At 40.5% G+C, this 14,408-nt stretch carries 11 protein-coding genes; 6 read left to right on the forward strand and 5 right to left on the reverse strand.

The features are described from left to right. The first annotated feature begins 156 nt into the window (after window positions 1–156). A complete protein-coding gene (gene metH / locus LMH66_RS08830) occupies window positions 157–3,873 on the forward strand; it encodes a methionine synthase (RefSeq protein WP_229369373.1) in 3,717 nt (1,238 codons plus the stop codon). Between the two features lie 335 nt (window positions 3,874–4,208). On the opposite strand, the gene LMH66_RS08835 is transcribed toward metH, so the two are convergent. Continuing rightward, window positions 4,209–5,753, reverse strand: coding sequence for a KAP family P-loop NTPase fold protein (locus tag LMH66_RS08835; RefSeq protein ID WP_229369374.1), 1,545 nt, complete (start codon window positions 5,751–5,753; stop codon window positions 4,209–4,211). 765 nt (window positions 5,754–6,518) lie between these two features. Between LMH66_RS08835 and LMH66_RS08840 the strand changes: the two genes are divergently transcribed. The 4 genes from LMH66_RS08840 to LMH66_RS08850 all read left to right on the forward strand — a co-directional run bounded on the left by LMH66_RS08840 (window position 6,519) and on the right by LMH66_RS08850 (window position 8,273). Beyond that, on the forward strand, window positions 6,519–6,848 hold the full coding sequence (locus LMH66_RS08840; protein WP_229369375.1) for a hypothetical protein: 330 nt from the start codon (window positions 6,519–6,521) through the stop codon (window positions 6,846–6,848). Window positions 6,849–6,851: 3 nt separating this feature from the next. Next, the gene (locus LMH66_RS08845; protein WP_229369376.1) at window positions 6,852–7,031 is read left to right on the forward strand and encodes a hypothetical protein; all 180 of its coding nucleotides are present in this window, start codon (window positions 6,852–6,854) and stop codon (window positions 7,029–7,031) included. A 254-nt stretch (window positions 7,032–7,285) separates the two neighbouring features. Next, on the forward strand, window positions 7,286–7,417 hold the full coding sequence (locus LMH66_RS20410) for a hypothetical protein (RefSeq protein WP_267869128.1): 132 nt from the start codon (window positions 7,286–7,288) through the stop codon (window positions 7,415–7,417). A 346-nt stretch (window positions 7,418–7,763) separates the two neighbouring features. Next, complete coding sequence (locus LMH66_RS08850) at window positions 7,764–8,273, forward strand: prepilin-type N-terminal cleavage/methylation domain-containing protein (RefSeq protein WP_229369378.1); 510 nt, start codon at window positions 7,764–7,766, stop codon at window positions 8,271–8,273. Between the two features lie 371 nt (window positions 8,274–8,644). On the opposite strand, the gene LMH66_RS20475 is transcribed toward LMH66_RS08850, so the two are convergent. The 3 genes from LMH66_RS20475 to LMH66_RS08865 form a co-directional block, all read right to left on the reverse strand. Further along, on the reverse strand, window positions 8,645–9,151 hold the full coding sequence (locus LMH66_RS20475) for a type II secretion system protein (protein WP_324295168.1): 507 nt from the start codon (window positions 9,149–9,151) through the stop codon (window positions 8,645–8,647). Window positions 9,152–9,453: 302 nt separating this feature from the next. Then, window positions 9,454–10,797, reverse strand: a complete 1,344-nt coding sequence (locus LMH66_RS08860; protein ID WP_229369384.1) for an MATE family efflux transporter — start codon at window positions 10,795–10,797, stop codon at window positions 9,454–9,456. 238 nt (window positions 10,798–11,035) lie between these two features. After that, complete coding sequence (locus LMH66_RS08865) at window positions 11,036–12,025, reverse strand: zinc-dependent alcohol dehydrogenase family protein (protein WP_229369386.1); 990 nt, start codon at window positions 12,023–12,025, stop codon at window positions 11,036–11,038. Between the two features lie 242 nt (window positions 12,026–12,267). Between LMH66_RS08865 and LMH66_RS08870 the strand changes: the two genes are divergently transcribed. Continuing rightward, entirely contained in the window at window positions 12,268–13,161 is an 894-nt protein-coding gene (locus tag LMH66_RS08870; protein WP_229369388.1) for a LysR family transcriptional regulator, read from the forward strand. Window positions 13,162–13,359: 198 nt separating this feature from the next. Here the strand turns inward: LMH66_RS08870 and LMH66_RS08875 are convergent, their stop codons facing one another. Next, a complete protein-coding gene (locus LMH66_RS08875; RefSeq protein WP_229369390.1) occupies window positions 13,360–14,232 on the reverse strand; it encodes a B12-binding domain-containing radical SAM protein in 873 nt (290 codons plus the stop codon). Between the last annotated feature and the right edge of the window lie 176 nt (window positions 14,233–14,408).

Consider the following 14,408-nt stretch of genomic DNA (forward strand, 5'->3'; position numbering starts at 1 on the left):
ACAAATCTTGATGATGAATATTTTTGCAGGGATTTTTCACTTGTCAGCGCCTTTTATCAAATCAATAAAGGTATGCTAATGAGCGTTAATCGCACTGCCTCATCACCATATTGCTGGCCAATAGCACCAACTAATAAGTAATAAAGGTAATCAGTTATGACGAAGTCGACTTCCTACAGTCAGGTTCTTGAGCAACTTACCAATACGCTAAATGAGCGCATTGTAATCCTTGATGGTGCCATGGGGACCATGATCCAAGACTATAAATTGGAAGAAGCCGATTACCGAGGTGAACGATTTAAAGATTGGCATTGCGACGTAAAAGGCAACAACGACATGTTGATCCTAAGCCAACGCCAAATCATTAAAGACATTCACACCAAGTACATGCTGGCTGGTGCTGACATTATCGAAACCAACACCTTTAATGCCACCACTATCGCCATGGGCGACTACGACATGCAGTCGCTATCGGCTGAAATGAACTTAGAAGGTGCCCGTGTTGCCCGTGAAGCAGCTGATGAAGTGGCAGCTCAAACTGGCACGCCGCGTTATGTAGCAGGCGTTTTAGGCCCAACTAACCGCACTTGTTCAATTAGCCCTGATGTAAACGACCCAAGCTTTCGTAATGTCAGCTTTGATGAGTTGGTTGATGCGTATGTGGAGTCCACCAGCGCCTTAATTGAAGGCGGCGCAGATATCATTATGGTCGAAACCATCTTTGATACCTTAAATGCTAAAGCCGCTTTATTTGCCATTGAAAAAGTCTTCGATACCCTTGGCGACCGCTTACCCGTGATGATATCGGGCACCATTACCGATGCATCAGGCCGTACACTCACAGGGCAAACTACCGAAGGTTTTTATAACTCACTGCGCCACATTAAGCCGCTTTCAATCGGCCTTAACTGTGCATTAGGCCCTAAAGAGCTACGCCCATACGTCGAAGAACTATCACGTATTGCAGAATGTTTTGTCTCTGCTCACCCTAATGCAGGCCTGCCAAACGAGTTTGGTGGTTACGATGAAACCCCAGAAGAAATGGCTGAAGTGATTCAAGATTGGGCCGCCGATGGCATGCTCAATATTGTTGGTGGCTGTTGTGGTAGTACGCCTGAGCATATTAATACCATTCGTGAGTCTGTGATAAATCACGACCCACGTAAACTGCCTGAGATCTCAGTCGCTTGTCGCCTTTCAGGACTTGAGCCATTAACCATTGATGGCAACTCATTATTTGTTAACGTGGGCGAACGTGCCAACGTCACAGGTTCAGCTAAGTTCCTACGCTTAATCAAAGAAGAAAAGTTTGAAGAAGCACTCGATGTGGTGCGTGAACAAGTCGAAAATGGTGCGCAAATCATCGACGTCAACATGGATGAAGGCATGCTCGATGGCGCCGAGTCGATGAAAAAGTTCTTAAACTTAATCGCCTCTGAGCCTGATATTTCTCGTGTCCCTATCATGATTGACTCATCAAAATGGGAAGTGATTGAAGCTGGCCTTAAGTGCGTTCAAGGCAAGTCGATCGTTAACTCTATTTCGATGAAAGAAGGCGAAGAAGCCTTTATCAAGCAAGCGACCTTAGTGAAGCGTTATGGCGCTGCAGCCATCGTAATGGCCTTTGATGAAGATGGCCAAGCCGATACCCGCGCTCGTAAAACTGAAATCTGTACCCGTGCTTATCGCGTTTTAGTCGATGTAGTTGGCTTTCCACCTGAAGACATTATTTTTGACCCGAATATCTTCGCCATTGCTACGGGTATTGAAGAGCATGACAATTACGCAGTCGACTTTATCGAGTCGATTAAAGACATTAAAGCCACCCTACCTTATGCAATGATTTCTGGTGGTGTATCAAACGTCTCGTTCTCTTTTCGTGGCAACAACCCAGTACGTGAAGCGATCCACGCAGTGTTTTTATACCATGCAATTCAAGCAGGTATGGACATGGGGATTGTTAACGCAGGTCAATTAGCCATTTATGATGACATTGAGCCAGAGCTTAAAGAAAAAGTCGAAAACGTGGTGCAAAACTTACCTTGCCCTGTTGTCGACTCAACTAATACCGAACAGCTACTAGATGTAGCAGAAAAGTTTCGTGGTGACGGTAAACAAATCGCTAAAAAAGAAGATTTAGCATGGCGTAGCTGGCCAGTGGAAGAGCGTTTATCCCATGCGCTAGTAAAAGGCATTACCGAATTTATCGACCAAGACACTGAAGAAGCACGCCTACAAGCTGTGCGCCCGCTTGATGTGATTGAAGGGCCATTAATGAATGGCATGAACGTGGTCGGCGACCTATTTGGCGCAGGTAAAATGTTCCTGCCACAAGTGGTGAAATCTGCCCGAGTAATGAAAAAAGCCGTTGCTTACCTTAACCCTTACATTGAAGCCGAAAAAGTCGAAGGTCAATCAAACGGCAAAATCTTAATGGTCACAGTGAAAGGCGACGTGCACGATATTGGTAAAAATATTGTCGGCGTCGTACTGGCCTGTAACGGCTATGAAGTGATCGATTTAGGCGTAATGGTGCCCGTTGAAAAAATCATTGAAGTCGCGGTAGCTGAAAACGTTGATATCATTGGCATGTCAGGGCTTATTACCCCAAGCCTTGATGAAATGGTGCATAACGTTAAAGCCTTCCATAAAGCAGGTTTAACCATTCCATCGATTATTGGCGGCGCGACTTGCTCAAAAATTCATACCGCCGTTAAAATTGCGCCGCATTCGCCCACTGGGGCAATTTACATTGCCGACGCCTCACGCGCCGTACCTATGGTTTCAAAACTGATTAATAATGAAACCCGTCAAGCCACCATTGATGAAGCCTATAATGAATACGATGTGATGCGTGAAAAGCGTTTATCACAAACTAAACGTAAAACCATAGTGCCCATTGCAGCGGCGCGCGAGAATCGCTGCCAATATGATTGGGACAACTACACGCCATTTAAACCAAACAAACTCGGTCGCCAAGTCTTTGATGATTACCCACTTGAAGACTTAGTTGAACGCATCGACTGGACGCCGTTTTTCAGAAGCTGGGAATTACATGGCCGTTTCCCTGAAATTTTAGACGACAAGGTTGTAGGTGAAGAAGCCCGTAAACTCTATGCCGATGGTAAAGCCATGCTTAAAACCATCATCAGTGAAAAGTGGCTCACCGCCAAAGCGGTTATGGGCTTATTCCCAGCCAACACCGTCAACCATGATGACATTGAGCTATACACTGATGAAACACGTACCGAAGTTGAAATGACCACCCATCATCTGCGTATGCAGCTTGAACGTGTCGGTAACGACAACTTCTGTCTATCAGATTTTGTTGCGCCAAAAGACTCTGGCGTTGCCGATTACATGGGCGGCTTTGCTGTCACCGCAGGTCATGGTATTGATGAACATGTCGCGCGTTTTGAAGCCAATCATGATGACTACAACGCCATTATGCTTAAGTGCCTAGCCGACCGTTTAGCTGAAGCCTTTGCCGAACGTATGCATGAACGTGTACGTAAAGAGTTTTGGGGTTACGCTGCAGATGAAATATTAGATAACGAAGCGCTTATTCGCGAAAAATACAAAGGGATTCGCCCAGCGCCAGGTTACCCAGCATGTCCTGATCATACTGAAAAAGGCTTATTATGGGATTTGCTTAAACCCGATGAAACCATTGGTTTAAACATCACCGAAAGCTATGCCATGTTCCCAACCGCAGCAGTATCAGGCTGGTACTTTGCCCACCCGAAATCACGCTACTTTGGGGTGACGAATATTGGAAAAGATCAAGTTGAGGATTATGCCAAGCGTAAGGGAATGACTTTGGCAGAAGCAGAAAGATGGTTGGCACCGGTGCTTGATTATGACCCTGAGTAATCACTGATTACTCTTTGTTAGGATTCCAAACTTCGTTTGGATTGAGATCGCAGGGTTCCACCCTGCACTGGCCAAGATGGGGATCAACAGCAATCCCCCTCTTGAATCACCCCTGCCGCCCCAACCAAGTTGTGCTCTTCATACTCCAATAAAAATACCTAACGGCTCAGACGGGACATCCATGTCCCCCTGAGCCTTAGCCATCATCCATGATGGCTATACGGCATTTTCATCTGCGTATTTCAGCAACTTGGAATGGGGAATATTGTAGACTGCAGCGGTGTTTGATAATTGAGAATGAAAGATTTAATTAACTCCAAACTGATCTCTCAACGTTAAGAATCAAAAGAAGTTGCCAATTCAACCCAATTCTTATAATCACTCTTCGATTGATTTAATTCGATAAGTTCCACACCTACATAATTACTAATAGGGGGTTTACTATTATTACCTCTCTGAATAATACTTGTAATTTCAGCTTTAAACTTATTATTACTCGTTGAGGAATGACAACTTATAAGCTGAGTTGATAGCAATTGTGTATAGCTTACTGAATGCTTACCATTTGTTATATTAATATTATAATTAGTACTTCTAGCTATAAACTTTCCATCTTCAAAAAAATTATAAGGTTGTAAATTTAATTCAACATTAATAGAGTAATCTTCTTTAAAAAGAATATCCTGAATTACTTTAGGCTCATAGTACATCCCATTTTGACCTTTCGCTCGCCTTCCATTGATGATGTCCTGATAGAATTCAAAATATCGGTCATGAATAATCATCAGAGAACAAAGCAGTAAAATATCTACCTTTTTATCTTCAACAGTAAAAAGTACGGCTTTGACTTTATCGACAAGTTGCTCCGTTTCTCGCAGTGGTAACGAAAAAACATCTGCAATTGAAGCCACTAGATAGGATAGATATTCAACATCATTATCTAAGAAAGGCCAAACTAAATCATTAAAGTGGGTAAGCTGTGAATCCTCCAAGCTTGAGAGTTTATTTTGAATGAACTCTAACCTCGGCTGTTCTTGCAAAGTACAGCGTCTTTGAAAAAACCGACTTAAATATACATTCGCATTAAAATCATTTCCGTAAACGGCTTTTACAGCATGTTGCAATTGCTCAGTATCAGTTGCAACGACAAAAATCACATTTGGCATATCAAAGAAATGCTTGATCACTTCCAACATTTCTACGGCATAAGTTGGACGGCATCGATCTAATTCATCAATAAAGATGAATGTGGGATTATCTTTCTCAGTACAACTAAGAATGTCATTTATGAATGCAGCTATTGAGTCTTTAAAATCTTTGATACTTTTTAACTTTGCATCATGATCTTTAATTATTGCACTAACCAACTTACCAGAAGCATCTGCAAAATCTTTGCTTTCAAACAGATTCGATTCACTGTTTTTTTCTACAACTTTATCAACATCTACACCGCTCAATTTTTTTACTACAGCTTTCGTGATCTCTGGAGTTGCTTGCTTACAGAATCCCCAAGCTTTACTGCCAATATTAATTATTTTTTGCTCTACATCACCTTTTGATTGATCGCGAAGTTGAGAGATTATGGAGCTAATAACGGCAAGCATCGGATCATTTGAAAAATCCTGCTTCCAAGCATCTATATATACAGTTGGATGAACAACGTTAATAGAATGCTGCCAACGTTTGAGAAAGTAAGTTTTCCCCGTTCCCCATCCTGAGTTAAGGTTTAACACATAACCATTTTGTGCCTCACCAACAAGAAAATGGGTAAGAAACTCAGCATATCTTGCTCGCCCTAATTTATCAGAACTGAATTTAGTATCGCAATCTAGCGTGACAGGGTCTATCCAAGAAAAGTTGTAACCACTTTTATCTACCATGATAATCACACATATATTCACCCTTACAGATCAGAACAAGCCAAACTATTATTAATCAATAAGATAGCGACTATAATCGAGATTATCAAGAACAAGTGCGGTAAGAATAAACTTAATCAAATACTCAATTAAATTGAAGTCAGACGCTGGGTGATTCCCCGTTGGAAGTGTCCGAGTGCGTTAAGTGAATTGACGTGAGCTCGGCATGGATGCCGAGATAGCCTTAGGTTGAGCCACGGATGGCGAATCTAAGGCGGTAGTCAATTCGCTTAAATTAGCATGAGGAATAACACTTCGTCGGGGCGCTGGGGGTTATCCAAAAGGGGAACAAGCGCTTTTCCCCTTTTGGTCTGGTGTGGGCGAAGCGCCACGACTTACTTTGGCCGTAAGGCCAAAATAAGTGGGGTCAAACTCTGACCCAACATATTTTGAGGTCACTTGGGATGCTGTTAAAAAATGCATCAAAGTCGGCTTCCTGCAGATGTCACTTACTACCCTGATAATATCACCACTGTTCAAGCTTTTTTTGTATTTTCGGTTTGCTAATTAAGAGTTAGCTAAACTCACTACTTAGGTCGTTAAAATGACTAATTGTTTATTTATCACACAGGTTTGAATTGAATATGTTTTGATTTATTTCTGATTTTATTTTGATAAGGAACCACCAAAAACCACTTAAAATCAAACGCTTAAGCATCAACCGCAAAACTTGGCACGCAGCTTGTAATTACCTAGGTGTACCCCATAATTGAAAAGGAAGACACCATGTTTAACTCAAGCTCAAATACAAATTTAGTCACTCGCTCAGCGTCTACAAAAACTAACCGTACATTTAAAAAATTAGCGTTAATTGCCGTGATTGCAACAGCAAGTGTTGGCGCTCAAGCGAATGAATTGAGTAGTGCTGATGTCGTAAGTGCATTAGAAACACGTTTTACTGAAGCAACCACAGAAATGCTACAAACTGCGAAACAAGAAATTACTTTGAATCTGCAAAGTCACATCGCAGAGCAACTATTTGAACTGAGTTCTTCTCTTGAGTTGACTGAATCAGTAACTGAGTCAGATACAGCATTAGTCAGTAATGAGGACTAATAAATGGATTTAATGATGTTACTTAATTTAGCAGACCCATTAATCTCATTGCTTCTGCTTCCCGTTATCAGCTTTATTGTGTGTTCGTTGTTGATATGCGGGTTGCAGTGGTACCAATTTAGAAGCATCAATGCTATTTCCAAAGAGTTTGTTTCAATGGAGCTTGCGGGAAAAGCAGCATAACTTAACATGCCACTCATTGTTAAAAAGTAACTTAACGACTATTCACTTGGATTGCGATGACCTTTATGACTATTTGCTATTCAAATTCAAATAAAGTCTGACGCTAACTACTCCCCGTAAACAGTTAACATGCCACCCATTGTAAAAAGTAACGTCACTGCTTTTAAATAAGTGGGGTCAGTGAGAATAAGAGCGTCAAAGTAAACTTAATCTAAAACTCATCAGTTCAAATTAGGTCGAACCCAATGAGGTGAATGCTGTATCAATGGGTCGGCAAGACGTTTGATGCAAGAAGCGAAAAGGGAAATGTTGTTGTTTTCCTTTCGTCCAGTATGGGCGAAGCGCCACGACTTTCTCCGCCATTAAGGCCGCAACAAATAGAATAAATGGATCAGAGTAAACTTAACCTCTTTGGCTACAAGTCTATATGAAACAAGTAAAATGTAATTCAAATTTCCAATTTTTCTATACAAAGTCAACGACAAATGAATTTCACATGAAAAGTTAATTATTACCCCTAACGTTTAAAAATTAACATTAATTCATTTGAAGATTGAACAAAAAAAGCGCAACCTAACAATTAGAGCTTAAACTCTAATATAGGATATGCCTTACTCATTTTAAAATTTATGTATTTAATTTGAATAATAAACGCTAGGAGAGCTTTCATCTTCGCTTTATAGAGTCACTGTAAAGCCAGTTTCAGCTATGAAGATAGCAAAGGTATTAACAATGAAAAATCAACAAGGTTTTACGCTAATTGAATTAGTCGTCGTCATCATTATTCTAGGCATACTCGCTACCGTCGCTGCGCCAAAATTTCTCAATTTACAAGGTGATGCTAGAGTCAGTTCTCTTGCAGGAATGAAAGGCGCAATTCAAAGTGCCAATGCACTTGTTTATTCTAAAGCAAGTTTAGCAGGAGTAGAAAAATCCGCCCTCAACACAGATTTAGATATTGGTACTGGTGAAGTACTCTTTACCGCGTACGGTTATGTGCTTGCCACCAACTCTGATTTAGAAAATGTACTAGATGTAGAATTTAATCATGCCACATCCAGTACAGATCCAACCATCACTCATGATAATAATGCTGAATGGACTATTTACGCTGATGGTAATGGCGATGCATATATATGGCAAAGAGGCGCACCTGCAACCTGTAAATTGACATATAAACAAGCTAAAAGTACGACTGAATTACCAAGTTATCAAATAACAACTGATTCTACTAAATGTTAGAACTGGAATAGGAATAAGTGAGTCAGAATAAACTAAACCTAAACTTTATTAATTCAAATGAAGTCAGACGCTAAATGATTCCATGTTGTAAGTGTCCGAGTGCGTTAAATAAATTAATTAATGAAAGCCTAAAACTCTACAAGAGCGACTTTCTCAGCCTTCAGGGTGTAAAAAATTGAGAATAAATGGATCAGAGCCTGACCATAACGACTCAGGCTAAATAACTAATGTTTAGGGCTAGGGTTAGGTTTAGGATTAGGATTAGGGCTGGGCTTAGAATCAGCAGAGAGGATTGTGTTATCCGCTCTCGTTAACTCATGCTGGAAGAATGCGATGATATAAGCCTTTGCCCAATTCACAGTTAGGCTAATTTAACAGTCATCATCGACTAGAGTTAATGTTTTAGTCGCTACTTGTTGTGTAGGGTCAACTGAAACACTATATCTTAAGTAACAGGATTTTAGCGCTCTTGGCGTGACAAAATCTTCTTCAGGTTCCATATTGCTAGCAAACGTAATCACATATGCATTATCTGGGTTTACACCTTGACCACCCGCCCATTCAGTCTTATCTAAATCCATTGATTCAGCCTGATTGCTCCACATATCTGCACCACTTTCATGCACAATGCCGTAGACTAGCGATATCCCTTCAGGAGTATCATAAGCAGGTGATTTTTCTTCACCTTCTATTGCTGCAGCTGCAAAATATAATGTGTCATTAGAATGAATTGCGCCTTTTAAACCATTTAAAGCACTAATACGTGCATCGCTTTGAAGGTTGATAAATTTAGGCGCTGCATATACCGCTAAAATACCTAAAATAATAATCACGACAACGAGTTCAATTAAAGTAAAGCCACGTAGTTTTTTGCTCATGTAACAGTCCGAAAAATAAGAATAAATAAATTATAACTCGATACATGTCGTCAAAAGGCCTTATTCCATATGGAATAAACAATATTCCATATGGGGTACTTGGATGTGTCAGGAGAGCCCCAAAGCAGGATCATTGGGGCGGAGTAAACTAATTAGTAAAATTCATCAATTCAAATGAAGTCGGAAGCTTGATTCCCAGCAGGGATTGTCCGAGTAAGGTAAGTATATTGATTGAAACAAGCCTAAACTCTACAGCAGTAACTTTATCGGGCTTTGAGGCCACAACAAAGCTTGAAGTTGACTCATTGAGCCACAGACAACTTAAAGGACTCATTAGTTTTAGCCACTTTAGCAAGTTGTCTTTTAAACAATTGCCAGCTTGTAAAACCGGCTAAAAAATTACCGACTGTCGCACCAATTAATACACCGTAAAAGCCGTGAAACTCTGCGCCTAACCAGACTAACGGTAAGTAACAAGCTAACAATCTAATTAACGATATAGCTAATGCAAAGCTGGGTAAGCCAATAGCGTTACTGGCAGATACACAAATCATGCAAACGCCCAATGCGCCATAACTTATCGGAACTAAAGCAAGGTATTGCGATAACAAGGCGCTAATGCCGTCATCAGTGGTTAGTAAAGCCGAAACGGGCTCTGCCGCAAGAATAAACAATAATGCTAATAGCAATTGAAAACCTAAAATGACACTGACGGCCGTTTTTACCAATGCGTTAATTTCAGTGTAATTTTTTTGCCCTTTCAGCTTGCCAATCATCGGCGGGAGCGCCATGGTCATCGCCAATATCAGAATAATTAATAGGTATTCAACACGGCTTGCTAAGCCCCACGAAGCAATTGCAGCATGACCAAACGTTGCCACTAAGGCGGTGACCACGATAGCTGAAACAGGCGGAATAAATTGGCTAACCATTGCTGGTGCGGTAAATTTACTGATGGAGCTCACCCCCATTTTTATGACATTTAACTTGGTAGGTAGCGCTATAAAATGCTTATCTTTTATTGAGTTGAATATGATGATTAAGCCAATAGCAAAAGCGACACAGCTTGCCCAAGCCGCACCAGACATCCCCATATCAAAGGTAAAGATAAAAATAGGGTCTAACACGATATTGATAATGCTGGTTATTACCATCACATTTCCAGGAATGTTAGTGTCTCCAAATGCGCGGCTAATGCTGTAACCAAAATACAATATTGCCCCTAACCAACAACTGATTAACCAAGGCAGCCAGTAGTTTCTTAACTGGTTGAATATTGAGGCATCACCACCTAACGCTGTAACGACCTCTTGTTGAAAAAACCACAGTAAACCACATAGCAGCATTAATAGAACGCTGCCCATAGTGAGAATAATCGCACTCAAAAATCGGGCATAACGGATTTTATTTTCACCAATGGCGGTAGACATACAGGCTGTTGCGGCAATGCCAATACCCACTTGTACACCAACAATCAATTGATAAATAGGAATTGAAAAGCCAACGATAACCAAAGGTTCATCGCCTAATTGACCGATAAAAGCACTATCAATTAATTGGCTGCCCATTATTGCAAGTAAGCCGACCAACATTGGCAATGTTTGATCGAATAAGGCTTTAAATTGAGAAGAGGTTAATGAACTCATTTACTAGTAGCTCTAGGGAAAATAAATAAGGTAAAGCGCACTCTACGTAATAAAAATCACTTTTAAAAAAACGAATAAACAAGAGAGTATAAATAGTAAGCAAGTAATTTCAAAAACAATGGGAGCCTATATTTGGCTCCCAATTTTATCGACTTCACTGCAGCTTTTTACGCTTGCTATTTACAGCAACTTTTTACAACTGCTCTATACAAAAAATGAGTGTCACTAGGTTGCTAAATTATACCGATACAACCACTTTACCCATTGCTTGACCACTGGCTAAACGATCATGTGCTTTACCGATGTCAGCTAAAACAAACGCTGGCTCATCAACAACTGGGCTTAAATGACCAGCATCGACAATTTCTGCCAATTTAGCCAATATCTCACCATGCTTGTTACGTTTGTGGTTGTATAACATTGGAATTAGCATAAAGACTACATTCAATGATAACCCTTTAAAGTGAGCCGTTGTTAAGTCAATCTCAGCCATTGATACTGTCGTTGAAATTTGACCATTTAATGCCGCTGCTTCAAACGAGTTAAGCAAGTTTGCGCCGCCAATTGAGTCATATACCACATCAAAACCTGCACCCGCTGTGTGAGTCGCAACATATTCAGCAACCGTGTCAGCGGTATAATCAATTGATTTAGCACCTAGCTTTTCAATTAACTTAGCTTGTGCTTCACCTGTACCCGTTGCAAAAACGTCACTACCCAAATATTTAGCCAGTTGAATAGCAATATGACCTACGCCGCCTGCCCCGCCATGCACTAACACTTTTTGGCCTGCGCCAGTATTTGCTCTAACTAAGCCTTCATAAGCGGTAATCCCCACAAGAGGGAGCGCGGCAGCTTCACGCATTGAAATCGTTTTTGGTTTGTGGGCAATCAGTTGTGCATCAGCAAGCATAAATTCAGCTAGCGCACCTTGAATGTCGGCAAGACCACCAGCACAGCCGTAAACTTCGTCACCAACAGAGAATTGAGTAACCCCTTCACCAACGGATTCAATAACACCAGCGAAATCCATACCTAACACACCAGGTAATGCAGGAGATAGCGGCGCTAAATCTTCACCCATTTGACGGATCATCATGTCTACCGTGTTGACACTGGTAGCAGCAACTTTTACAACAACGTGTCCAGGTTTTACTTGAGGCTTTGCTAACTCTGCAGCCATAAAAACATCACTTGCGCCAAACTCATTAATAATCATTGCTTTCATAATTTGCTCTCTTTTATATACGTTATGTACTTTTTGTTAGGTACTGTCTGTTAGGTACTGTCTGTTAGGTAAAGCCTGTTATATACGGCCTGTTTATTAGATGAACACAGTATATTTACAAAAGTAATTATTGATAATAGACTCAGTTATTGAATCAGTTTTAATTTTTTATTAATAATCGGCTAGACTATTAATAAGAGCTATTAGCAAAACCTATTGTCAACTAATCATGAGTAACAACGATGAACAATGATCACCTCAGACTCTTTGTACGCGTAGCATCAACTCAAAATATCAGTATGGCTGGTAACGATCTTGGGCTATCGCCCGCTGTGGCCAGTATGCATTTAAATAAACTAGAAGAGTCTTTAGGCATAAAGCTCATCCATAGAACCACTCGAAAGGTGTCGTTAACCGAAGAAGGAAGAGAGTTTTTACCTCATGCTGAAGAAGTGCTTAATGCTGTCGATAGTGCTAAAGCCTCTGTTGGAGTAGGCAGTTTTACACCCCAAGGAACTATCAGGATCACTGCACCATCATCATTTGGGCGGATGCATATTGTGCCCGCACTTAAAGAGTTCGTAAAAGCTCACCCGCAACTCAAGGTGGATCTGAGACAAAGCGACAGCATTGTTGATATGGTTGAAGGCGGCTTTGATATCGCCATTAGAAATGCATCGTTAACTGACTCAAGTTTAATCGCCAGAAAGCTCGCGACTGATAAACGGATCATTTGCGCATCTCCTGACTATATAAAGCAATTTGGTGAGCCTAAAACGCCTAGTGACATTGTTAACCATCAAACCATTAAATTGATTGGCATCGATCATTGGGATTTTGATACCCCAGAAGGCGTTCAAAAAATCAAACCTCAAAGTACCATCAGGATTGATAATGGTGAGTCAGTAAGAGATGCATGTATCGATGGTGGAGGCTTAACGATTTGCTCGATTTGGTGTGCTTACAAAGCATTAAACAATGGCCAGCTTGTGCAAGTATTAAAAGATTATCCGGTTCACTCTGACACCGCTATTTGGGCTGTATATCCGAGCTCACGATTATTAGCACCAAAAGTACGCGCCTTTATTGATTATTTCCTCAAGTATTATGGTGATAAGCCTTATTGGGAGTCATAGCTATAAACACGCTGTGTCGCAAACATTCTCAGCCATAAACATTCTCAGCCATAAACAATCTCGATAATATACAATCTCGATAATATACAACCGAGGTAATATACAACCTCGGTAATAAACAAACAGGACATCCATACTCATGGATGCCCTGTCTATCAATTTTTTAAGCGTTCTAAGAAGTATTAACTTCCCCTACACCTACCAAGAAAACGTTTGGATAACATTATCTTGAGTTATCGGGTTATTCTTTATGTTGTCAACAATATGATTTTTAAAACGTGCTTGGTCTTTAGGTAACCAGCCTCGCATTGTCGCGATGTTGTTACCATGATCGCCCCAATAAAAAGTTTCAAAATTCAAATTATCTAATAGGTACTTCTCTTCTTCTAAAATTTGCAATGGCGTTGCTCTAACAAATTTTCCACTCGCCACATCTTGCTCTAATTCTGTGCCGGGTTGAATCGCAAGCCCCATTGGCGCAATTTCTTCCGGCTGAGTTAGGTTTAAGATATTGGTCGTCGCTTCAATATGTTCTTTAGAACGTGTTTTGCCACCTAAACCAAAAATAAATGAAGCTAATAACCTAATGCCAGCTTCTTTGATCATGTTGGCACCTTCAACAACATGTGCAGGTGTCATTCCTTTATTAATTTGCTCTAGTACTACCGCATCACCAGACTCTAAGCCTGCGTATACCATAGTTAAACCCGCTTTTCGCATTGCGATTAAGTCGTTAACTGATTTACGACGTATATTGTTATAGCCAGCATAGAGAGCAATGTTTTTAATTTCAGGAAATGTGTCAGTGAGTTTATTTAAAATCTTAATCAACATCTCAGCTCTAATCGCCATCACATCGCCATCAATTAAAAAGATTGATTCAACAAATGGGTGGGTTTTGCGTGCACTTTCTATATCAGCAAAAATATCTTCGATATCTCTGATACGAAATTTCTTGTCTCTAAACATGCTGCAAAATGTACACGTATTAATTGTACAGCCTATCGTAGTCTGAATGAGGATACTTTCAGCCTCCATCCAAGGGCGATATACCTTACCTTCATATTGCATGTGTTTTCTCCAGTTATCTATTCGATATAGGCTCTTAGGCCTAATCAGTGAAAACAGTATAAATTGCACGCAATACTTTAATAATACCTAAGATAACTGAATCAGTTTTAATGAATAGTTAATAATCAACACTGACAACTTCGTTCCACTAACTTCATTAAAGTTTCCTTAGTGCA

This window comes from Shewanella sp. 10N.7 (assembly GCF_020806285.1).
Lineage (GTDB): Bacteria > Pseudomonadota > Gammaproteobacteria > Enterobacterales > Shewanellaceae > Shewanella > Shewanella electrodiphila.

Bases quoted from the DNA above. Each gene is read 5' to 3' on its own strand.
- LMH66_RS08875 (WP_229369390.1), bottom strand. From the start codon at position 14,232: ATGCAATATGAAGGTAAGGTATATCGCCCTTGGATGGAGGCTGAAAGT.
- metH (WP_229369373.1), top strand. From the start codon at position 157: ATGACGAAGTCGACTTCCTACAGTCAGGTTCTTGAGCAACTTACCAAT.
- LMH66_RS08840 (WP_229369375.1), top strand. From the start codon at position 6,519: ATGTTTAACTCAAGCTCAAATACAAATTTAGTCACTCGCTCAGCGTCT.
- LMH66_RS08850 (WP_229369378.1), top strand. From the start codon at position 7,764: ATGAAAAATCAACAAGGTTTTACGCTAATTGAATTAGTCGTCGTCATC.
- LMH66_RS08835 (WP_229369374.1), bottom strand. From the start codon at position 5,753: ATGGTAGATAAAAGTGGTTACAACTTTTCTTGGATAGACCCTGTCACG.
- LMH66_RS08870 (WP_229369388.1), top strand. From the start codon at position 12,268: ATGAACAATGATCACCTCAGACTCTTTGTACGCGTAGCATCAACTCAA.
- LMH66_RS08860 (WP_229369384.1), bottom strand. From the start codon at position 10,797: ATGAGTTCATTAACCTCTTCTCAATTTAAAGCCTTATTCGATCAAACA.
- LMH66_RS20475 (WP_324295168.1), bottom strand. From the start codon at position 9,151: ATGAGCAAAAAACTACGTGGCTTTACTTTAATTGAACTCGTTGTCGTG.
- LMH66_RS08845 (WP_229369376.1), top strand. From the start codon at position 6,852: ATGGATTTAATGATGTTACTTAATTTAGCAGACCCATTAATCTCATTG.
- LMH66_RS08865 (WP_229369386.1), bottom strand. From the start codon at position 12,025: ATGAAAGCAATGATTATTAATGAGTTTGGCGCAAGTGATGTTTTTATG.
- LMH66_RS20410 (WP_267869128.1), top strand. From the start codon at position 7,286: ATGCTGTATCAATGGGTCGGCAAGACGTTTGATGCAAGAAGCGAAAAG.